Annotated in this window: 20 protein-coding genes; 11 read left to right on the top strand and 9 right to left on the bottom strand. The window is 65.2% G+C overall.

The genetic code is table 11. The annotated features are described in order from the left end of the window. Positions 1–180: 180 nt before the first annotated feature. Together NA5_RS29175 and NA5_RS29170 are read right to left on the bottom strand one after the other, a co-directional pair. Positions 181–1,005 (bottom strand): FHA domain-containing protein, encoded by an 825-nt coding sequence (locus NA5_RS29175; RefSeq protein WP_218020182.1) that lies wholly within the window; start codon positions 1,003–1,005, stop codon positions 181–183. 70 nt (positions 1,006–1,075) lie between these two features. Beyond that, positions 1,076–2,764 (bottom strand): protein kinase domain-containing protein, encoded by a 1,689-nt coding sequence (locus NA5_RS29170; RefSeq protein WP_062991736.1) that lies wholly within the window; start codon positions 2,762–2,764, stop codon positions 1,076–1,078. 200 nt (positions 2,765–2,964) lie between these two features. On the opposite strand from NA5_RS29170, the gene NA5_RS29165 reads away from it, so the two are divergent. Both NA5_RS29165 and NA5_RS29160 read left to right on the top strand, forming a co-directional pair. Beyond that, a complete protein-coding gene (locus NA5_RS29165) occupies positions 2,965–4,572 on the top strand; it encodes a DNA-3-methyladenine glycosylase 2 family protein (protein WP_062991734.1) in 1,608 nt (535 codons plus the stop codon). Next, positions 4,569–5,087, top strand: a complete 519-nt coding sequence (locus NA5_RS29160; protein WP_062991732.1) for a methylated-DNA--[protein]-cysteine S-methyltransferase — start codon at positions 4,569–4,571, stop codon at positions 5,085–5,087. The genes NA5_RS29165 and NA5_RS29160 overlap by 4 nt, the downstream gene beginning before the upstream one ends. A 5-nt stretch (positions 5,088–5,092) precedes the next feature. On the opposite strand, the gene NA5_RS42480 is transcribed toward NA5_RS29160, so the two are convergent. Together NA5_RS42480 and NA5_RS29150 are read right to left on the bottom strand one after the other, a co-directional pair. After that, positions 5,093–5,296 (bottom strand): YbdD/YjiX family protein, encoded by a 204-nt coding sequence (locus NA5_RS42480; RefSeq protein WP_062991774.1) that lies wholly within the window; start codon positions 5,294–5,296, stop codon positions 5,093–5,095. Positions 5,297–5,352: 56 nt separating this feature from the next. Beyond that, the gene (locus NA5_RS29150; protein ID WP_062991730.1) at positions 5,353–7,665 is read right to left on the bottom strand and encodes a carbon starvation CstA family protein; all 2,313 of its coding nucleotides are present in this window, start codon (positions 7,663–7,665) and stop codon (positions 5,353–5,355) included. Positions 7,666–7,868: 203 nt separating this feature from the next. On the opposite strand from NA5_RS29150, the gene NA5_RS29145 reads away from it, so the two are divergent. The 3 genes from NA5_RS29145 (at position 7,869) to NA5_RS29135 (ending at position 10,962) form a co-directional block, all read left to right on the top strand. Next, complete coding sequence (locus NA5_RS29145; protein ID WP_157110689.1) at positions 7,869–9,158, top strand: ABC transporter substrate-binding protein; 1,290 nt, start codon at positions 7,869–7,871, stop codon at positions 9,156–9,158. 23 nt (positions 9,159–9,181) lie between these two features. After that, complete coding sequence (locus NA5_RS29140) at positions 9,182–10,060, top strand: carbohydrate ABC transporter permease (protein WP_371856468.1); 879 nt, start codon at positions 9,182–9,184, stop codon at positions 10,058–10,060. A 65-nt stretch (positions 10,061–10,125) separates the two neighbouring features. After that, entirely contained in the window at positions 10,126–10,962 is an 837-nt protein-coding gene (locus tag NA5_RS29135; RefSeq protein ID WP_062991771.1) for a carbohydrate ABC transporter permease, read from the top strand. Between the two features lie 27 nt (positions 10,963–10,989). Here NA5_RS29135 and NA5_RS29130 read toward each other — a convergent pair whose 3' ends face one another. From NA5_RS29130 to NA5_RS29120, 3 genes are read right to left on the bottom strand one after another with little or no spacing between them, the layout of a single operon-like run. Beyond that, complete coding sequence (locus NA5_RS29130; protein ID WP_062991726.1) at positions 10,990–11,415, bottom strand: VOC family protein; 426 nt, start codon at positions 11,413–11,415, stop codon at positions 10,990–10,992. Positions 11,416–11,425: 10 nt separating this feature from the next. Further along, on the bottom strand, positions 11,426–12,262 hold the full coding sequence (locus NA5_RS29125) for an AraC family transcriptional regulator (protein ID WP_062991725.1): 837 nt from the start codon (positions 12,260–12,262) through the stop codon (positions 11,426–11,428). A 42-nt stretch (positions 12,263–12,304) separates the two neighbouring features. Continuing rightward, positions 12,305–12,937 (bottom strand): NAD(P)-dependent oxidoreductase, encoded by a 633-nt coding sequence (locus NA5_RS29120; RefSeq protein ID WP_062991723.1) that lies wholly within the window; start codon positions 12,935–12,937, stop codon positions 12,305–12,307. A gap of 39 nt (positions 12,938–12,976) precedes the next feature. Between NA5_RS29120 and NA5_RS29115 the strand changes: the two genes are divergently transcribed. The 4 genes from NA5_RS29115 to NA5_RS29100 all read left to right on the top strand — a co-directional run bounded on the left by NA5_RS29115 (position 12,977) and on the right by NA5_RS29100 (position 16,447). Next, complete coding sequence (locus NA5_RS29115) at positions 12,977–13,525, top strand: hypothetical protein (RefSeq protein ID WP_062991721.1); 549 nt, start codon at positions 12,977–12,979, stop codon at positions 13,523–13,525. 84 nt (positions 13,526–13,609) lie between these two features. After that, complete coding sequence (locus tag NA5_RS29110) at positions 13,610–14,533, top strand: quinone oxidoreductase family protein (protein ID WP_062991719.1); 924 nt, start codon at positions 13,610–13,612, stop codon at positions 14,531–14,533. Positions 14,534–14,608: 75 nt separating this feature from the next. Beyond that, positions 14,609–15,688 carry a redox-regulated ATPase YchF gene (gene ychF, locus NA5_RS29105; protein ID WP_062991717.1) on the top strand — a complete coding sequence of 360 codons (1,080 nt, stop codon included), beginning with the start codon at positions 14,609–14,611 and terminating at the stop codon, positions 15,686–15,688. 330 nt (positions 15,689–16,018) lie between these two features. Continuing rightward, on the top strand, positions 16,019–16,447 hold the full coding sequence (locus tag NA5_RS29100) for a DoxX family protein (protein ID WP_062991715.1): 429 nt from the start codon (positions 16,019–16,021) through the stop codon (positions 16,445–16,447). Positions 16,448–16,894: 447 nt separating this feature from the next. On the opposite strand, the gene NA5_RS29090 is transcribed toward NA5_RS29100, so the two are convergent. Next, positions 16,895–17,104 (bottom strand): hypothetical protein, encoded by a 210-nt coding sequence (locus tag NA5_RS29090; RefSeq protein WP_062991711.1) that lies wholly within the window; start codon positions 17,102–17,104, stop codon positions 16,895–16,897. A gap of 222 nt (positions 17,105–17,326) precedes the next feature. Here NA5_RS29090 and NA5_RS29085 point away from each other — a divergent pair, with 222 nt between their 5' ends. Both NA5_RS29085 and NA5_RS29080 read left to right on the top strand, forming a co-directional pair. Then, on the top strand, positions 17,327–18,289 hold the full coding sequence (locus NA5_RS29085) for an RNA polymerase subunit sigma-70 (RefSeq protein WP_062991709.1): 963 nt from the start codon (positions 17,327–17,329) through the stop codon (positions 18,287–18,289). Between the two features lie 111 nt (positions 18,290–18,400). Beyond that, positions 18,401–18,814: an SgcJ/EcaC family oxidoreductase gene (locus tag NA5_RS29080; protein WP_062991706.1), complete on the top strand. Its 414-nt coding sequence runs from the start codon at positions 18,401–18,403 to the stop codon at positions 18,812–18,814. Between the two features lie 244 nt (positions 18,815–19,058). On the opposite strand, the gene NA5_RS29075 is transcribed toward NA5_RS29080, so the two are convergent. Next, complete coding sequence (locus NA5_RS29075; protein ID WP_062991704.1) at positions 19,059–20,408, bottom strand: serine hydrolase domain-containing protein; 1,350 nt, start codon at positions 20,406–20,408, stop codon at positions 19,059–19,061. Between the last annotated feature and the right edge of the window lie 225 nt (positions 20,409–20,633).

The raw sequence follows: 20,633 nt of genomic DNA, 5'->3' as shown, positions 1-20,633 counted from the left end.
CGCAATAGATCAGGCGAACACAGCGGGCAGAACGCTGGAGACGCGATATCACCGAAGTGTCCGGACCGATCGAGGTGGTCGTCGTCACTGGCGGTCAGGTTGGTACGACCGAACCGCCGTCGCGGTAACCCGCACGGCCGCAGCACTTTTTATCGCTCGGCAACAAACGGCCGACTGAACTCAGGGCCCGTCGAGCAACTGGAGATCGCGGGGGACAATCGTGGTCGACTGGATAAGTTCCTGCAGCAGATTGTGATTGAGCATATTGCCGATAGGTTCGGTGAGCTGATCCCTGGTCAACCCGGGAACCGGCTCGTGTCCGCAGGCGCGGGCGTACTTCTCATCCGAAAGCCGCGCCCGGACACGCCCGATCACATCCGCTACCCGCCGATCGGTCCAGCCCGCGTCCGGTCGCAGCGCGTGCAGCAGTGCCGCTGTCTCCTTCCAGGTCCACGGCTGCGGCCAGCGCTCCTGGTACAGGTACGGCTGGCCGAGCGCGACAAGCGCCAACTTCTCGTCCGGATCCAGCGGCCACGGCCCTGGCTTCTCGGTGACATGCTCGTGCCGCGGCACTGGCAGACCCCCGTCGAGGCCGGTCACATAGACCTCCAGGAGGTGCTCCCGATGGTGTGATCCGCGAATGAACATCGGGGTGTAGCCGGTGTCGAGCGGAAACGGCTCCTCGCCTTCGAATACGAGCCGGGACTGCGGCAATCGAATGGGCACACTGCCGATGTTGTCGAGCTGCCAGCGGTTGCGCCGGTAGGTCAGCGTTCCGTGCACGCGACTGATCCGCAGATCGTCCCCGCCGACACCGACATCCACCTCATCGAGGTTGCGGCCGAATTCGATGAGATTTCCATCGTGCGGCGTGCCGTGGACCCCGCCCGCCGTCGACAGCACCGAGATCGTGCCCGGCGCGGTGCCGACGGCTCCTCTCGCCAATCCATGACCCGAGGCGGACATCGGATACACGCCCTTGCGTCTCGGCTTTCCCTGTGCCACCGTGGCCTCCTCACAGTTGGTCTGGTCCCGATCCGAGCGTCGCACCGAATGCGCCGGACCGGTCCGGGCATCATCTGGTCAGGCTGGTCGCCACGGTCGTCGCCAGATCGGTGACGGTCGCGCAGCGCTGCTCGGCGGGCTGCGATCCGTAGAACTTGACCACTACGACCTCGGCCCGGTCGCTGCTGGACGTGCCACGAAAGCCGCGGTACTGGATCTGCACGATGCAGTCGTCGGTGGCTTTGCTGCCGGACCGGCGAAAACTCGGCAGACCCGCGAGGGTCAGCGGCTGTCCGGACTCCGCGGTCTTCAGCGCGTCCCGGTCGTAGCGCACCGTGACGTGACCGTCGATGGTGCTGTCCCATCGGCAGGACCACCTGCCGAATCCCGGGGCCGGATGTACTGCGTCGACGCCCGCTACCCGGCCCAGCGTCGGCACATCCAGCAGGGCGCAGGCGTCGCGCCAGGCCAGCGACCCGGTCGGAAATGTGCCAGGTCGGCGCGGAATCGAACTGTGCAGCAATAGATCTCGCGCGTGCGTGGCCGCGATATCGGCCAGCACACACGGGTCGGGTCCGGTCGGAACCTTTCGTTCGCCGATGATCGCGATATTCGCACCGGGCGAAACCATCAGTGTCCGAACACATCTGGTACTACCGGCGGGTTCCGAGGCGATGGTGATATTGCCGACGCGGGTGAAGGAGACCTGCGAGCTCTGTTCGGGCGCCTCGACGGACATCGTCAGCCGGACCTGGCCGATATCCGGGTGGAAATCCGCACCCCACTGTCGCACGCGCAGGTCGCAGGTATCGAAATTGCCGCCATCGGTGGACAGATCGATCCGGCCGAATTCGGCCAGCGAGTTCGGATCGAGCAGTGCGCATGGATCGGCCGAACTCGGATCGCCGAAGGGGTCCAGCGCCGCGGCACTGGGCATTGCCACACTGGCCGCGACGATCAGCGCCATCGCGACGGCCTCCGCGGCGCCCACCGCAGTCCGGCGCGCGATGGTGCGATCCCAGCCGCGCGGGGGCTGCTCGAGGCGTGCGAAGCGGGTCGCGGCGGTGGCGGCCGTGGGCCGGTGATTCGGGTTCGGCAGGGTCAACTGGGTGAGTAATGCCTCGAGCAGTCCGGGACGGCGCTGGCGTTCGGTCACCGCGAGCAGCGAGGCCGCCAGTGCGTAGACATCCGATTTGGGTCCGGCCGGACCGCCCGCCGCGACCTCTGGCGCCAGATACCGCCATTTGCCACGCGCGATATCCGGCGTGTCGCCGGTGCCCGCATTGCGCAGGTCGAGTGAGCTGCCGAAGTCGGTCAGCCAGGCGTCGCCGTCATCGGCGAGGATGATGTTTTCCGGTGAGATATCGCAGTGCAGGATGCCGCGATCGTGGCAGTGCGCCAGCGCGCTCGCGATCTGCTCGCCGATTACGGCGGCCCGGCCGGGCCCGAGTTTGCGTTGCGCACGAGCGATTTCGGCGAGCGAATGGCCCGGCACATATTCCGTTACCAGCCAGCACACATTGTCGTGTTCGAAGATGTTGTAGACGCCGACGATGTGCTGATGTCGCAGTGCCGCCGCATTGCGCGCGGCGGTGCGCAGCCGCTGGGCGCTGGGCGGATCGTCCGGGCGCGGACATTTCAAGACGACGTCGCGGTCGAGGTCATCATCCCTCGCCCGCCAGGCCATACCCTCGCCGCCGAGTGTGAACAGTTCCCGCAGCGCGTACCGCCCCGCGATGCGGTCTCCGACGCCAACCATGCGCCCGCCCTCGTAATTCGGCCCATATCCCGATGTTCCGGCCCAAATCTCGCGAACGCAGTGTATCGCTCAAGGCGAGATTCCGTTGTGCTGCTCGACAATTCGGATACCTACCGATGCCCGCCGCTGCTGGCTCGTCCGTGCCTGCCGTGGCGGTCATGGCGGATTTCCGCTAGCGTTCCGTGCGGGTTGCTGCCATTGTGGATTGGGTGACGATCACGGCTTTGGATTTCGAGCGCTGCTATCGGGCGGTATCGACCCGGGACTCCCGCTTCGACGGCCAGTTCTTCACCGCGGTGCGGACTACCGGAATCTATTGCCGCCCTTCATGTCCGGCGATTACCCCGAAACCGACGAATGTCACATTCCTGCCGACGGCCGCAGCGGCGCAGCAGGCCGGATACCGGGCCTGCCGCCGCTGCCTGCCCGATGCCGCGCCGGGCTCGCCGCTGTGGAATACCCGCGCCGACCTGGCCGCACGGGCGATGCGGCTCATCGGCGACGGCGTCATCGAACGCGGCGGCGTGCCCGCACTGGCCGCCACGCTCGGCTATTCACAGCGCCAGCTGACCCGGGTGCTCACCACCGAACTGGGGGCCGGTCCGCTGGCACTGGCCAGGGCGCATCGCGCGCACACCGCCCGGCTGCTGATCCAGACCACGAATATGCCGATGTCCGATATCGCCTTCGCGGCCGGATTCGCCAGCATTCGCCAGTTCAACGACACCGTCCGCGAGGTTTTCGCGGTCAGCCCGACCACCATGCGCACCGAGGCACAGCGGGTGACCCGCTCCGGCAGCCACGTGGTGCCCGCCACCAATGGCTCGCTCACGCTGCGGCTGCCCTTCCGCGAGCCGCTGGACCGCGGCTGGCTCGAGTGGTTCCTCTCCTCGCACGTCGTGCCGGGCATGGAGCTATGGGAGGACCGCGCCTACACCCGTAGCCTGCGCACCCCGCATGGACATGCGACGATACGGCTCGGTTTCCAGCGCGACCACGTGCGCGCCGAGTTGTCCCTGCACGATATGCGCGACCTCGCACCGACCGTCGCGCGACTGCGGCATCTGCTGGACCTGGACGCGGACCCGGTCGGTATCGATGAGGCGCTCGGCGTGGTGCCCGCCGATACCGACGTCATCGAGACGTCCGGGCGAGATCTCCCGGACGCCGGTGCGGCGCCAGCCGACCATGCCTTCAATGTCGGTGCGACCGTCCGCCGCACCCGAGCCCACCCACCGTTCACTCCCGGCATCCGCGTGCCGGGCTGCCTCGACGGCCCGGAGTTGTTGCTGCGCACCATGATCGGTCAACAGATTTCAGTATCCGCGGCCGCGACACACACCGCTCGGTTGGTCGAGGCTCTGGGCGAGCCGATCGACGGACCGGTCGCACGCCTGTTCCCGACTCCGGCCGCGATCGCCGAACGCGGGGCCGAGGTTTTGACCGGTCCGGCGCGGCGGACCCGCTCGATAATCGGCGCCGCTTCGGCTCTCGCCTCCGGCGATCTGGTGCTGCACCAGGGCCGCACGGCCAGCGACCTACGCCGCGACCTGCTGGCTATGGAAGGTGTCGGCCCGTGGACCGCGGACTATGTGACCATGCGGCTGCTGGCCGATCCGGACATCCTGCTCGACACCGATCTCGTTGTCCGCCAAGGCGCCACCCTGCTCGGCGTCGATCTCACCGATACCGCGCGCTGGGCGCCGTGGCGTTCGTATCTATCCATGCACCTGTGGAAGGCCGCGCTCGCCGGTCGCAAGGCCACACCACCGAAAGTATCCGCGATGAAAGCGAAGACCCGATCGTGACAACCGATTTCGCGACCTCCGACACCCCGATCGGCCCATTCACGGCACTGGTAGACGCCGATGGTGCCGTACTCGCTTCCGGTTGGACCGCCGACGCCGAGAACTTGCGACAGCTGGTCCACCCGAGGCTGCGCCCCAGCGACCTACACAGACGTGCCGAGCTCGGCGAGGTGACCCGCGCGATCACCGCCTACCATCGCGGCGAACTCACCGCGATCGACGCGATCGAGGTGCGTCAACAATCCGGCGAATTCCTCATGCACGCGTGGGAAGTACTGCGCAAGATCCCGGCGGGCGATCCGGTCACCTACACCGAATACGCCGCCATCTCCGGCCGTCCGGACGCCACCCGAGCCGCCGCCAATGCCTGCGCCCGCAATGCCGCGGCGCTTTTCGTGCCGTGCCACCGGGTGTTGCGCATCGGCGGAGCGCTCGGCGGATTCCGGTGGGGCCTGCCGGTCAAGCGTTGGCTCTTGGATCACGAGCGTGGCGAAGCTGAGTTGACCATCGGATAGCCGGTTCAGCAGCAGCGATTCTGCGGATTGTTGTCCGCGTCCGCATGGCGGCGCCGCCAATACTCGCGCTCCGAGGGAATCGCGCAACCGGGGTGATTGCGCTGCAGATGGTCCACATAGCGCTGGTAATCCTGCCCGCCGAGCACCGCATTGAACCACGTAACGAACGCGCGAACCCTTGCCGCACAGACGCTTGCGGCGACCCGCAGACGCCGAATGATGGCCGGTCGAGGTGACCGACCGTCATTCGGCTGCGCTGCTGCGGTCAATGTACTGGTGTTTCCGCCGTCGAACCCTTGGCATGTGCCGCGCCCGGCGCCCGGACCTGCCCCGATTCGATCAGGGCATCCCATTCCTTCTGCACCGCCTTCTCTTCCGCGGTGGCGATGAAACCGCGCGGTGCGAAGATCTTCGACGGTTCGTCCGGCGTTTCACTGCTCGGTCCGCCGCCCGCGCGCCAGGCACGGAAGCAGACGACCACACCGACCACCGCGACGACCAATACCAACACCGCGAAGATGATCGACAAGGTGCCCTGGATGAACGTATTACGCACAACCTTGTCCATATCGTCGGCAGTCTTGGCCGGTGCCAACAACTTTCCGGCATCGCGGGCGGCACTGTAGTTATCGTGCTGCTTCCAGTAACCGATCTTCGGATCCGCGGAGAAGATCTTCTGCCAAGACGCCGTCATCGTCACGATCAGATCCCAGATCAGCGGCAGCGCGGGAATCCACGCCCACTTCACCAGACCCTTCTTGATCAGAATGGTCAGCACGACGGTGAGCGCGATCGCGGCCAGCAGCTGGTTGGAGATGCCGAACAGCGGGTAGAGCGTGTAGATGCCGCCGAGCGGATCGGTGACACCCATCAGCAGCACCGAACCCCAGGCCGCGACCACAATGGCCGAGCACAGCCAGGCGCCGGGCCGCCACGACGGATCCTTGAACTTCTTCGCCGGACCACCCAGATTGCCGAGCGAATCCGAGAGCATGAAGCGCGCGACACGGGTACCGGCGTCGATGGTGGTGAGGATGAACAGCGCCTCGAACATGATCGCGAAGTGGTACCAGAACGCCTTCAACCCGGAGCCGCCGAGGAATCCGGACATCACCTGGGACATGCCGACCGCCAGCGTCGGCGCGCCACCGGTGCGCGAGATGACGCTGGTCTCGCCGACATCCTTGGCGGTCTGGGTCAACTCACCCGCGGTGATCGGATCACCGCTCAGCCCAAGGGAATTGGTGTAAGCGGCGGCCTTCTCGGCGGTGCCGCCGGTGAGACCGGCGCCCGCGTTCATGGCGAAGTACAGGTGCTGGTCGATGATGCTCGCGGTGATCATCGCCATAACCGCGACGAACGACTCCATCAGCATGCCGCCGTAGCCGATCATTCGCGCATGCGACTGCTTCTCCAGCAGTTTGGGCGTGGTGCCGGAGGAGACCAGAGCGTGGAATCCGGACAGCGCGCCACATGCGATGGTGATGAACAGGAACGGGAACAGGCTGCCCGCGAAGGACGGACCGTTGCTGTTGTGCGCGAACTGGGACACCGCGGGCGCCTTCAGCACCGGCATGGTGAACACGATGCCGAGCGCGAGCAGACCGATGGTGCCGATCTTCATGAACGTCGACAGGTAATCGCGCGGTGCGAGCAGCAACCACACCGGCAGCACCGAGGCGATGAAACCGTAGATGATCAGCAGCCAGGCGATGGTGGTGCCGGACAGCGTGAACAGGTCACGGCCCCAACCGGATTCGGACACCCAACGGCCGGAGATGATGACGAACAGCAGCATTGCGAAGCCGACGATCGATACCTCACCGACCCGGCCCGGCCGCATGAAGCGCAGGTACAGGCCCATGAACAGGGCGATCGGGATGGTCATGCCGATGGAGAACACACCCCACGGGCTGCCGCCGTGCAGCGCGCCATCCGGCCCCTTGACCGCGGCCAGTGCCTGCACGACCACGATGCCTAGCACCGCGAGCAGGATCATCATGATCACCAGCACGGCGATGATCGCGGCGACACCGCCGATCGGCCCGAGTTCGTCACGGGCCATCTGCCCGAGGCTGCGCCCACGGCGCTTCGACGAAGCCCACAGCACCAGGTAGTCCTGCACGGCGCCCGCGAGAACGACGCCGACGATGATCCAGATGGTGCCCGGCAGATAACCCATCTGCGCGGCCAGCACCGGTCCGACCAGTGGACCCGCGCCCGCGATGGCGGCGAAGTGGTGCCCGAACAGCACCCGCCGGTCCATCGGCATGTAGTCCTTGCCGTTCTCCAATTCCTCGGCGGGCGTGGCCACATCGTCGCGCGGCTTGGTGATCCGGTATTCGATCAGCCTGGCGTAGAACTGGTAGGCGGTGACATAGGTGCAGACCGCCGCGATCACGATCCATACCGCATTGACGTTCTCACCGCGCGAGATGGCGAGGACGGCCCAGGCTATCGCTCCGACGACTGCGATCGCCCCGAAGATCGCCTTCTTCCGTGGCGTGATCGGGGAGTGATCGACCACCCCGACCGGCGGCAGATCGGGATCCGTCCGCAAATATTCGATTGTCGCCATCCGCTTACTCTCCTGAAAAACGCGCAGGATCCTGCTCAAACATCTGACAACGTATCCGATTGGTGATGTCGATCGGGCTCGTTTCCGATCGGCTTAGGACAACGTTAAGTTTTGTTCGTGTGTCGGCCATCACCTCGGTGTTGCCGAACGTATGCTGCCATGCGATTCCGCCAAGCTCCACACCCGCCTGGAGGAGGACCTCGTTGCGCAGGCGCACGCTGCTCGGTTCGGTGCTGGCCGCGCCGCTGCTCGCCACCACCGGCTGCGGAGCCGATGACGACGCGCTGACCTTTTTCTTTCAGGCCAGGCCGGAGGAGGCGCGGGTCCGGCTGAAGATCATCGAGGAGTTCCAGCGGCGAAACCCGCAGATCCGGATCCGCACCATCATGTCCGGTCCGGACCCGTTGCAGCAGATGCTCACCTACTGCGCGGGTGGCAAATGTCCCGACGTCATGATGGCGTGGGAGTTGCTCTATGCCGGACTCGCCGAGCGTGGCGTGCTGCTGGATCTGCGCACACTGCTCGATCGGGAACCCGAATACGCTGCCGCGCTGCGTGCCGACAGTTATCCGGCGCTCTATGACACCTTCACCTACGGCGGCGGGCAGTATGCGCTGCCGGAACAGTGGTCCGGGGTGTTTCTGTACTACAACCGAAGACTGTTCGCCGATGCCGGTGTGGCCGCGCCGACCCAGTGGCAGGACGCCTGGTCATTCGATGAATTCCTCGATGTCACAAGGAAACTCACGCGGCATGAGTCATCCGGTCGGACCCGGTGGGGGTTCGCCGACGCCTGGGTACCGTATTTCTCGGCAGCGTGCTTCGGTATGAACAACGGTGCGGAGTGGTTCTCGCCGCCGGTGGATCCGATCAGGACCAATCTCGGTGATCCTCGGTTCGCCGAGGGGTTCCAGTTCTATGCCGATCTCGCGGTTCGCCACGGGGTTGCGCCGAAAGTTGCCGACCAGCAGTCGGTTTCGGCACCGGACCTGTTTCGTCGTGGACGTGCCGCGATGGCGATGGGTGGGCATTGGTTGTATTCCGAGTTCGCCGGACAGGATGATCTGCCCATCGGTGTCACGGTGTTGCCCGTCGGGCCGCATGGCGGACCCGGGGCATTCACCGATGTGGGGAGTACCGGGTTGTCGATCGCCGCCGATAGTCCGCGCATCGAACAAGCCTGGGAATTCGTCAAATTCGCGACCGGGCCGGTCGGACAGGCCATTATCGCATCCTCCGGACTTTTCGTGCCGGTGCTCAAATCCGCGATGGGCTCTGCTGGATTCGCGGATGCGCACCGCGAGATCCGCAACCTTCAGGTGTTCACGGAAGGTCCGGAGAATTCGCGGGCGCTGCCCGTTACTCCGGTGTGGGGCAAGGTTTCCGCGCTACTGGAGCGCGGTGGCAACCGGGTGCTGCGCGGTGCTGCGACCGCTGAGTCGGTGAGTGCGTCCCTGACTGCTGATATCAATACTCTGCTGGAATCCTCATGAGTGCACCACACCAGCGGGGTCGGCTGGCGCGGCGGCGTGAGCGGGCGGGCTGGATGTTCGTGGCACCGAATCTGGCCGCGGTGCTGGTGTTCTTGCTGTTTCCGCTCGCCGTCTCGTTGTATCTGAGCCTGCACTCGTGGGACTTGTTCAGTCCGCCGCGGTTCGTGGGATCGGCGAACTATCGGCGGTTGTTCGCATCGGATCCGTTGTTCCTCATCGCATTGCGCAATACCGCGGTGTTCACCGTATCGACGCTGATACCGACGGTGCTGATCGGGCTGGCCGTTGCCGCCGTGCTCAATCGGAAGTTGGCCGGTATCGGCATCTTTCGGACCATTGCGTTCCTGCCGCTGGTCGCCTCGACCGTGGCCATGGCGGTGGTGTGGCGCTTCATCTTCACCACCGATGACGGTCTGCTCAACATAATGCTCGGCTGGGTCGGCATTGATCCGGTGCCGTGGCTGACCGATCCGGATTGGGCGCTGGTCTCGCTGAGCATCGTCACCGTATGGAAGAGCGTGCCTTTCGCGACGGTGATCCTGCTGGCGGCGATGCAGGGCGTGCCGGAGACGCTGTACGAGGCGGCGCGCATCGACGGGGCTGGGGCACTGCGGCGGTTCTGGTCGGTGACGCTGCCGTTGATCCGCGGGCCGCTGTCGTTCGTCTTCGTCATCACCATCATCAACTCGGTACAGGCATTCGATCAGGCCTATGCGTTGACCGGAAGCAATGGCGGGCCGGAGACCGGTACCTATCTGCTCGGAATCATGTTGTTCCAGAACGCCTTCGGGTTCTACGAGGTCGGCTATGCGGCGGCGCTGGCCTGGGTGATCTTCGCGATTCTGCTGGTGCTGACGCTCTTGCAGTTGCGGTTCGCGCGTCGGGCGGAGGTCGAGTTGTGAATACGTACGAGGTGGTTCGGTCGCTTCCGGTGCGGATCGGTGTGCGGGCACGCAGTGCCGGTCGGGTGGAGCGGGCTATTCTGCGCCGAACGGTGCGTGGTGTGCTGATCTATGTCGCGCTCATCGGTGTCGCGTGGTGTGCGCTGTTTCCGATCCTGTGGGCATTGTCGGGTTCGTTGAAGCGCGATGGCGAGATCACCGAGCCAACACTGGTTCCGGCGCGTCCGCAGTGGTCCAACTACGGGAAGGTTTTCGACCTGATGCCGCTCGGGCGGATGCTGCTCAATACCGCGTTGTATGCGTTGTGCGTCACTGCCGGACAGGTCTTCTTCTGCTCGCTGGCCGGATATGCATTCGCGCGCTTGCGATTTCGCGGACGAGACGTGCTTTTCCTCGCCTATCTCGGCACGCTGATGGTGCCTTTGACGGTTACCGTGATCCCGCAATTCCTGATCATGCGCGCCTTCGGTTGGGTGGACACACCGTGGGCGATGATTGTTCCCGGCCTGTTCGGCAGCGCATTCGGCACCTATCTCATGCGCCAGTTCTTTCGAACGTTGCCCGCCGAACTCGAGGAAGCCGCGATCGTCGACGGGTGCACCACCTGGCAGGTGTTCTGGCGAGTGTTGTTGCCGCACACCCGTCCCGCGCTCATGGTGCTGGGGGTGCTCACCTGGATCACCGTCTGGAACGACTTCCTGTGGCCGCTGATCATGATCCAGCGCAACGATATCGCCACCGCCACACTGGGTTTGGTGCGTCTGCAAGGCCAGTACCACACGCAATGGCCGATTCTCATGGCCGCGGCCGTGGTCATTCTGCTGCCGCTGGTAGTGGTCTACGCGATCGCGCAACGGGCGTTCGTGCGCGGCATCGCGGCATCGGGTCTCGGCGGGCGTTGACGGCCGCGCAGATGGCGGCCGTCGTTATTACTCGCCCCAATAGGTGCCGAAGCTCCAGAGATTGCCCTCCGGATCGCGGATGGTGAAGCCGCGCGAACCATAGTCCTCATCGCGCAGTCCGCGCACCACCTCCGCACCCGCGGCGACCGCGCGGTCGTGCAGGGCATCGGGTTCTTCGCAGACGAGATAGATCGAATCGGTGCCCGGGCCGCGCTCACAGAACGGGTTATCGCCCTTGCCGATGGAGCTGAACATGATGCCGCCGCCGAGCGGCCAGCGCAGCTGACCGTGCTCGATGAACGACGGGTCGCCCTCCCTGGCGTAGATCGCTACTTCTTCGAAGCCGAATGCGCTGGTCAGGAAGGCTACCGCCGCGCGAGCGTCGGTGAAATTGAGGCAGGGCCATACGGCGGTGCGGGTGGTTGTCTGTGGTGAATCCGTTGGTGTCGTCATGGATCCAGCCTCACTCGCCGGACCCCGCCGGGTCTTGTACGGATGGAATCTCCTCCGCGAGCCAGGCGGTCGGGCTGCAACCGGCCAGTTCCGCGAAGTCGCGGTTGAGGTGGGCCTGGTCGTAATATCCGCAGGTCGCGGCTATCTGCGCGATCGTCACATACGACGGCGTGTGCCCGATCATCCGCCTGGCGCGTTCGAATCGGGCGATTCGAGCCGCGAGTTTCGGGCCGAGGCCGAATTCCGCGCCGAAGCGGCGGGCCAGATGTTGGCGGCTCCAGCCGATCTCCTCGGCGAGCGGGCCGATCTGCGCGGCTCCGTCGGATTCGACCAAAGTGCGCCAGGCCCAAGTCAATTCGGGCGTCACCAGTCGGTCGTGACAGGCCAGCGCGGTCAGTACCCGATCACAGGCGGCGAACCGCTCCGGCCAGGTCGACAGCTCCTGCAATCGCTCCCACAGCTGCCGCCCGACCGGCCCCGCCACCTCGGCGCATTCCACCGAGGTGTTCCACAGCGCACTCGCGGGCATCCCGAACAGCGCCCGGCTCCCGAGCGGCGTCAACTCGATCCCGATGCCCTCCTGATACCCACTGTGTGAAATGACCGCCGAACTGGCCTGCAACCCGCTCAGCACACACCGGTAATCCTCCGGCGACTGCCGCGAATCCGTCTGCGCCACAACGTCGATACTCGGCCCGATCGACACGATGAACGTCATATGCCGCGACGGCAGCCCCCGATGCAACCCGGGCGCGAACCCGCTCAGCCGATACCCGACGTACCCATCGATGTACGCCGCGAGCGCGGGTGCCGGACGTGCCGTCACCACTTCGGTGGTCGGCTCCATAGCCGCCAACGCTACGCCGCCGGTCGGCTATCGCAAGGTGAGTCAGCTGGCGACGTTGATGTGGTGGTGGATCGATCGCGGATCAGCTGCCAGGTCGAGCAGGCAGGTCGCCAGGTCGTCGCGGCTGATCCGGATGCCGAATGTCACGTTGCGATCGACCGCTTTTCGGTAGGAACCCTTCGCCGGACCGTCGGTGAGCTGCGGTGCTCGCACGATCGTCCAATCGAGTTCGGTATCGCGCGTCGACTGCTCGGCCGCGGCCATATCGTCGAGGCTGTGCCGCAGCAGCGGACGCAGAATGAGCGGCTTCACCACGAAGCGGGTGAACCAATCATCACCTGGCCCAGCGATTCTCGCGCTATTGCTGATCAGGATCAGTCGCCGCACGCCCACCGACGACATGGCCTTGGTAATGGCGAGTGCGGCATCGGTGGCGACCGTCATCGGGCCCTTGTCTCGTGAGCCGATGGTGTCGAGCACCACCTCGGCGCCTCGAATGGCCGTCGCGATGTCATCGGGGTTCATGACATCGGCCGTGATGACGCGCAGTTGTGGATGATCGGCTAGTGCGTGCTGACCGCGTACGACCGCGGTCACCTCATGTCCGTCTGCGAGTGCCTGGCGCACGAGGTGTCCGCCGGTGCGGCCGGTTGCTCCGAAGATCGTGAGTCGCATGTCGAGCCCTTCAGGTTGGTGAGTATTTACTAACCTAGGATGGGTGAGTACTTACCAACCTGTCAACCGGGGAGACCGCATGGGCACGCGCGACCAGATCCCGCCGCGACCCGACCCGAGCCGGGTTCCGCCACGATCGAAACGAACCTCGCCGCCTTCGCACGTGCCGCCCTGCTCTTCTACCGGCAGTCCCTACCCCTGCTCGGCGGATTACTCGCACAGCCCAAACGTATGGCGGCACACGGTGATTCGATGCGACGGCACGGCGCGGGCCCCGGTCACGCCATCGTGGGAATCGCCGCTTACCTGCGGGCTGAGCAGCAACTCGGTCGGGTCGCCGCCGACGCCGACACTGCGGCCGCACTCCTCGACGGCACCTGCTTCCACCAGGCTTTCCTGCGGTTCTACCAGGAGGGTCCGGAGGCGACTGCCGCCCCGGATGAACTCGCGGACAGCGTTGCGCGGGCGCTTGTCCGCGGGCTCGGATCCGTTGGCGATGGACTAGGCGGCGGTGCGGATTGCCCTCGCCCACTCGTGCGTTGGGCTGCGGCGACAGCGGTCATGACGAGCGCTCGCCAGGGACGGTGAGATATCGCACTCGAGTGGACGACGCGCTGTGAGTCGGAGCCGTATCCAGATACCGTTACCGCTTCTAACGTTCTTGGAGGTGTGATGCGGCGGGTGCAATACCAGCGCAGCGGTGGTCCGGAGGTACTCGAGGTGGTGTCGGCCGAGGTGCCGACGCCGGGCCCCGGGGAACTGCTGGTCCGGGTCGAGGCGGTTGGTGTCACGCTGCCGGTGGTTCGCAAGGTGCGTGAGCAGCGGGAGCCGATCGCGCTGGGCGGCGAGGTGGCGGGCGAGGTGGTCGCCGTTGGTGAGGGTGTGACCACCTGTATGCCCGGCTACCGTGTGACCGGTCTGGTCTTCGGCCACGGTTATGCCGACTACGCGCTGCTCTCCGCCGCGATGGCCTCGCCGATTCCGGACGGCGCCTCGGCCGTCGACGCGGTCGCGCTGGTCCGCAGCGGTTTGGTCGCACTCGGTGCGCTCGATGCCGCTAATCCCAAGTCGGACGAGTCCGCCCTGATCACGGCCGCCGCCAGTGGTGTCGGGCATCTCGCCCTGCAACTCGCACGGGTGCGCGGGGCCGCACGCGTGGTGGCGGCGGTCTCGGACCTCGCCAAGGCCGACTTCCTGCACGGCCTCGGCGCCGACGAAGTCGTCGCTTACGGCCAGGAATCGTGGGGCGAACCCGTCGATTACCTCCTCGACGCTGTCGGCGGCGACCTCCTCACCCCGGCCATCGCGGCGGTGGCCCCTGGCGGCCGACTCGTCGCCTACAGCTCCGGCGGCGGCACCATCCAGGCATACGACCTGCTCGTCGGCGCAAAATCGGTGATCGGTTTCCAGATGGCCCGCATTGCCCGCAACTCCCCGGACCTCTACGAACACTGGCGCCAGGAACTTTGGCAGTACTTCGCCTCCGGACTCCTGCGCCCCGCCGTCCACGCGGAGTTCCCGCTGGAAGACGCCGCCGAGGCCCACGCGGTCATCGAGGATCGCTCGAACCTGGGCAAGGTCATCTTGATTCCCTGACGCAGTCAGCGTGCGTCGAGGTGCGTCACGGCCGCTGCCGAAGCTCTGCTTCCTGCCGCGTAGACTCTGTTCCTCGTGAGTCTCACCCTCGGAATCGTCGGCCTGCCCAACGTCGGAAAGTCGACGCTGTTCAACGCGCTGACCAAGAACGACGTGCTGGCTGCGAACTATCCGTTCGCGACCATCGAGCCGAACGTCGGGGTGGTTCCGCTGCCCGACCCGCGACTGGACAAGCTGGCCGAGATCTTCGGCTCCCAGCGCATCCTGCCCGCCACGGTGTCGTTCGTCGATATCGCGGGCATCGTGAAGGGCGCGTCCGAGGGCGCCGGGCTCGGCAATAAATTCCTCGCCAATATTCGCGAAGCCGATGCCATCTGCCAGGTGGTGCGGGTCTTCGCCGACGATGATGTGGTGCACGTCGATGGGCGCGTCGACCCGCTCGCCGATATCGAGGTCATCGAAACCGAGCTGATCATCGCCGATATGCAGACGCTGGAGAAGGCGATCCCGCGGCTGGAGAAGGAAGCCAAGGTCAAAAAGGATCGCAAGCCGCTGCTCGACGCGGCCAAGGCGGCCCAGGAAGTACTCGACAGCGGCAAAACCCTTTTCTCCGCCCGCGCCCAATTGGATGGCGAACTGCTGAAAGAACTTTCGCTGCTCACCACCAAACCGTTCCTCTATGTGTTCAATGCCGACGAGTCGGTGCTCACCGACGACGCCAAGGTCGCCGAACTGAAAGCCGCTGTGGCACCGGCGGATTCGGTCTTCCTCGACGCCAAGGTCGAAGCCGAACTCCTCGAACTCGACGACGAATCCGCCCTGGAACTGCTCGAATCCATCGGCCAATCCGAGCCCGGCCTGCACGCCCTTGCCCGCACCGGCTTCCACACCCTGGGCCTGCAGACCTACCTCACCGCAGGTCCGAAAGAGGCCCGCGCCTGGACAATCCACCAGGGCGACACCGCCCCCAAGGCCGCCGGTGTCATCCACACCGACTTCGAACGCGGCTTCATCAAGGCCGAAGTAGTCGCCTACGACGACCTCATCGCCGCAGGCTCCATGGCCGCCGCCAAGGCCGCAGGCAAAGTCCGTATGGAAGGCAAGGACTACGTCATGAGCGACGGCGATGTAGTCGAATTCCGTTTCAACGTCTAGCGTTCCAGCTTCCGCGAAGAAGTAGCAGCGCGCGTATCGCTGCTGGTAGAGACTCTGCTGAGCCCCCGTCCGGTTCCCGGTTGGGGGCTCGGTCGTTCCGTCAGCACCGCTCGCTGGCCGGTTCGGTCAGCGCGGTATGCGGCATTTCAGTGGTTGATCGGGATCAGTTCGACTCCGAGGGCCAGCTCTGGCCAGAAATACAGCGCACATTCGGTCCTGACGGCGCGGTGAAGATTCTTTCGACCGCGGCGATGAGTTTTCCGGACCGCCTCCGTCCTTACTGGTGAACCCGCCACCAACCCGGCGCTACCGTCCCAGAAGGAACAAGAAATGACCGCCATCACCGCCACCCAGACCACCGCCGACGTCCGCCCGGCCAAGGTTCGCAACCGCGTCCTGTGGACCCTGCAGATCGTGCTCGGTCTGTTCTTCATCATCGCCTCCGGCGGCCCGAAGCTCGTCATCCCGCAGACCCTGATGGAAAACAACGCCACCGCCTTCTCGATCCCGTTGGCGCTGCTGGTCTTCATCGGTCTCGCCGAGGTCGCGGGCGGCATCGGACTCATGGTGCCCCGCCTGACCGCGGCCGCCGCGATCGGCCTGGCGATCGTCACCTTCCTCGCCGCCAGCTTCAACGCTTTCTTGGCCGACACCCCGGAATTGGCCCCGTTCCCGCTGGCGCTCACCGCGATCTTCGCCTGGATCGGCTATGAACGCCGGGCCTCGATCACCGCCCTGCGCGCGCTGATCAAACGATGACCCGCCCATAACGCCCGGCTACGGCGGCACCCAGCCGCCGTAGCCGCGTTGTGCGTTACCGGGACGGTCCGGTCGGGTTGGTCGGGCTGTCCCATCGGAGTCGCGGGGCGGGCATCACCGGGTCGGGCCGCCCGGCCCCGCGCCCTTCCGAGTCATGTGATCACGGTTTTCTTTCCCCGGCGGCCCGACGCGCGAGCCTGTTTCGTGCCCGGGCGAATCTACTTATCGCCCGTCCGGACACGCTCATGGGAGCCAATACAGGATGTTCAGCGCGGCAGTCGATCTCGCGCCTGTTCGACCGGTATGCAGTATTTGCGGATACTCCGGCGGGCAGTCGAGGACCGATCGGTCGCGCCAATCTCGTTGAACCAGAGATCAAAAACGGTCGGCCCGTCGATCTTCGGGGCCGACCGTCTGACCGCTTCGGACAGCGCGGCATGCGGCATTTCAGGACGTGAGCTGGCTACTGTGGATCTGCCCTTCTGGGCTGTGACGCTCGACAGTGCCGGTCACGGTCAAATTCGTCAGCATGCTGATCAGCTCAGGCAGATGGTCGGGGTCGATGACGCTGGCGAAAGTGCGGACCCGATCGTCGCAGGCGAACTCGATTCCGCCCAGGCGCAACCGACTTCGTAGTCGGTCCAGGTAACCAGCCATCACTAGTTTGTCGAGCCGAGGCCGCACCCGGTGCGCGGAGTGCCGCCTTCGCGTCCATACCGGCGGCCCGTAGACGCGAGGCCGCAGGCAAAAGCGGACGTTCCCGGAAGGCTAGCTGTGGCCAGGCTGTTGACGACCTGCGTAGTGGATCGATCCGTCCACAGCGGATGATCACCGCCGTCGCCGGTATGGTGCTTGCGGCGACAGTGGAGATGAGGCGTGATGACGAGGGAAGTGGGGTTCGATCGTCGGATCGAACCGTTCCGGACGGAGCTGCTGGCGTACTGCTATCGGATGCTGGGCTCGGCGCACGACGCAGAGGACCTGGTCCAGGACACGTATCTGAGGGCGTGGCGGGCGCGGGAGCAGTACGACGATACGCGCAGCTCACTGCGCACCTGGCTCTACCGGATCGCTACCAACGCCTGCCTGACCGCTCTGCAGACTCGCGGCGGCCGACCGCTGCCATCGGGACTGGTGGCCGCGGCGGATCCGCTCGGGCCGCTCGTGCGGGGAGAGCACGCCGCCTGGCTGCAGCCCTTACCGGATTCGTTGCTGGACACTGGCGATCCGGCCGGGACCGTGATCGATCACAGCAGCCTGCGCTTGGCATTTGCCTCCGCCCTGCAGCATCTGTCGGCGCGCCAGCGTGGTGCGCTGATCCTGCGTGAGGTGCTCGGCTTCTCCGCGGCCGAGACGGCGGAAATCCTCGGCACCACCGTTGTTTCGGTGAACAGCTCCCTGCAGCGGGCACGCACCCGCCTGAAGGGGATCGGGGTCGGGCCCGAACGGGTCAGCGAACCGTCCACGGCCGAGCAGCGCGCCTGGGTCGAGCGCTACATGACGGCGTTCGCGCACGCCGACATCGAGGGCCTCAAGCGTCTGCTCACCGAGGACGTCATCATGGAGATGCCGCCGATGCTCAACTGGTTCTCCGGCCGCAGTAACTACGGCCTGTTCATGGAATGGGTCTTCGAGGCGGCCGGGAAGGACTGGCTTCTCGAGCAGATCGCCGCCAACGGCGGCCAACCCGGATTCGCCGCCTATCAGCGCGTCGATGACCGCTACGAATTGCACACGCTCCAGATCTTCACAGTCACCGCCGAGGGCATCAGCCGGAATTCGGTGTTCCAGGATCCCGAGATTTTCGCGGCTTTCGGCCTGGCGGCCCGACTCGACGCTTAGCCCCCGAGATTTTCTTTTCAGCGGGCGCGATGAGTTCGGATGCCGCCGCCGGTATGTATTCCCGAGGTCGCCGGAACACTGCAGGCGAGCCGATCAACAAGGGAGACTCCGATGTCGAACAATCGTGCCGCAGACGAGGCGGCAATCCAGGCCGTGCTGGCTGATTCCTACAAGGCGTGGGAGGCGGGCGACGCCGACGCCATGGTCGCCAACTACACCGCGGACGCGACCGCCATCATGACCGGCTCACTCCGCGACAGCCGTGAGGTGATCCGCCAGAACATGGCACTGGCCTTCGAGGGGCCGCTCGCGGGCAGCTCGACCTACAACAAGCAGCTCAGCATCCGCTTCCTCGGCGAGGATGCCGCGATCGTCATCAGTGAATCCGCCATCCTGTTCGCAGGCGAGACCGAAGTTCCTGCCGACGAGCGCAAGGTGAACGCGACCTGGGTCTTCGAGAAGCGCGACGGCCAGTGGCTGATCGCCGCCTATCACAACAGCCCGGCCCTGGCGCCTGCCCAGTGAACCGCGGCGTGAACTAGCCATCTCACTGACCAGACCGCCCTCATCCGCCTATGCGGATGAGGGCCGAGGCACTCGTTCATTTGGTGGCCTGAGTGAAAGCTCAACGGGCAGAATAGATGTCATAACTGAGTTTGCGCTCTCAACGATGCGCAGCGCGGCACCGCCAGTGTGTCGAGGTTGTGGACCACAACAGTGGGTGACCATTTGTTCGCGCACGGCGCGCAGGAAGGCGATATCCCTTTATTCAGCGGATACCGGGCGTGCGCGGGTCCGGACCGAGGCAGGCTTGAATGACGCAGCCCGGCGCGGTATCCGCGAACGGCGGTGCCAACGGGTAGTTCAGGCAGCTGAAGACATTGCAGCCCGGATATGCCGCGGGCCCGACGCCGAAGACCGCCATCAGCAGATTCGTATCCACGGACTGGCTCGAATCCGCGCGCCGCGGCGGTTCTACATACGGACCGGGATCGGGCACCAGAGGGTCTTTGAATGCCACGAACAATCTGCGGAAGAATTCGTGCGCCAGCTCCGTCGTGTCCTCCAGAGCCTCCTCGATGCCCTGTTTGCTGACACTTCCGAAGAGTCCGGTCCACACTACCGTCAAATCCAGACTCGGCACGATGAAGACGTTCTGCATGCCGAGTCCGACCATGAAATACACATCGGCGGGCTGGAAGTCCTGGGACTCTTCGCATCCGAGGCCGATCCAGAGCAGGTAGCCAAAGCACTTGTTCGCTGGTGACGGCTGGTGTGCCATGCGCAGATAAGTCTCGGAGACTAGTTGCTGTGTGCCCCAGCGCCCGTTATTGCTCACCAGCAGACCGAGCTTCGCGAAATCGTTCGGCGGGATCATCAGATGGGCGTAACCGTAGGTGTGCCCGGCGCGATCGCGCGCCCAGTAATAATCACCGCGTTCGATGCCGAGCGGATCGAAAAGCGCACGCTGCGCGAACTGCTGCAATGGCTCGGCCATGGCCAACTCGATGACGTAGGCGAGCAGATCGACATCGCGCTCGCTGTAGCTGAATACCGAACCCGGCGGATTGTTCAACGGCACCCCGAGCGCCTGCACGGCACCACTCGGATCGATCGGAATCACCCCAGTGATACCCTCGGTGAGTATATCCGCCGCCAGGCCGGACGATTCGGTCAGCAGATTCTCCACGGTGATCGACCGATGCTGCTCATCACCGAGTCCGGGCGGCAGATACCGATCGATCGGCGCCTCGAGATCGAGTTTCCCCTGATCCCAGGCGATTCCGGCGAGGAGGGAAACAACGCTCTTCGTCGCACTCCAGATATTCCATGCGACATTGCCGGTCTCGTCGTTCGTCGGCCCCTCACCGATCAGGCAGTTGTGCCGGAACACCTGCACATTCAACCGATTACGCCCACTGGCGAACGTCAAGGCGTCCGCGAGCAGTCCCGAATCCAGTCCAACCTGTTCGGGAGCCGCCCGTTCCGGGTCCCGCCCCGACGACACCTCACACGACAGCTGCTCGGCGGGCGCGGCCTGCACACCCCCGGCGAAAACGCTCCCAGCGACCATTGATATCGCCGCAGTTCCGGCCAGGAATCTGTAGATGCGACCCATAGCTCGAGGCTATCGCGCCCGACAGTGTCAGAGCGGACAACAGGCTGAATAAGGTTCAGCCGAATGCAAACCGGGCGTACCGCTCAACGTCGAATATTCCAAGATTCCTCTTTGACATCGAAGGCGCGGTTCGAAACGCGCTCCTGACCGCCGACTTCGACTGGACGTGGTACCTCGACCAGGATCTCCCCGGATTCTGTGACGTTGCGGGATGGAACCTCGGCG

The sequence above is a fragment of the Nocardia anaemiae NBRC 100462 genome (assembly GCF_001612725.1).
In the GTDB taxonomy this organism is placed as follows: domain Bacteria; phylum Actinomycetota; class Actinomycetes; order Mycobacteriales; family Mycobacteriaceae; genus Nocardia; species Nocardia anaemiae.
Note: the sequence above shows the minus strand (reverse complement) of the source record. Positions and strands in the feature narration are given on the sequence as shown.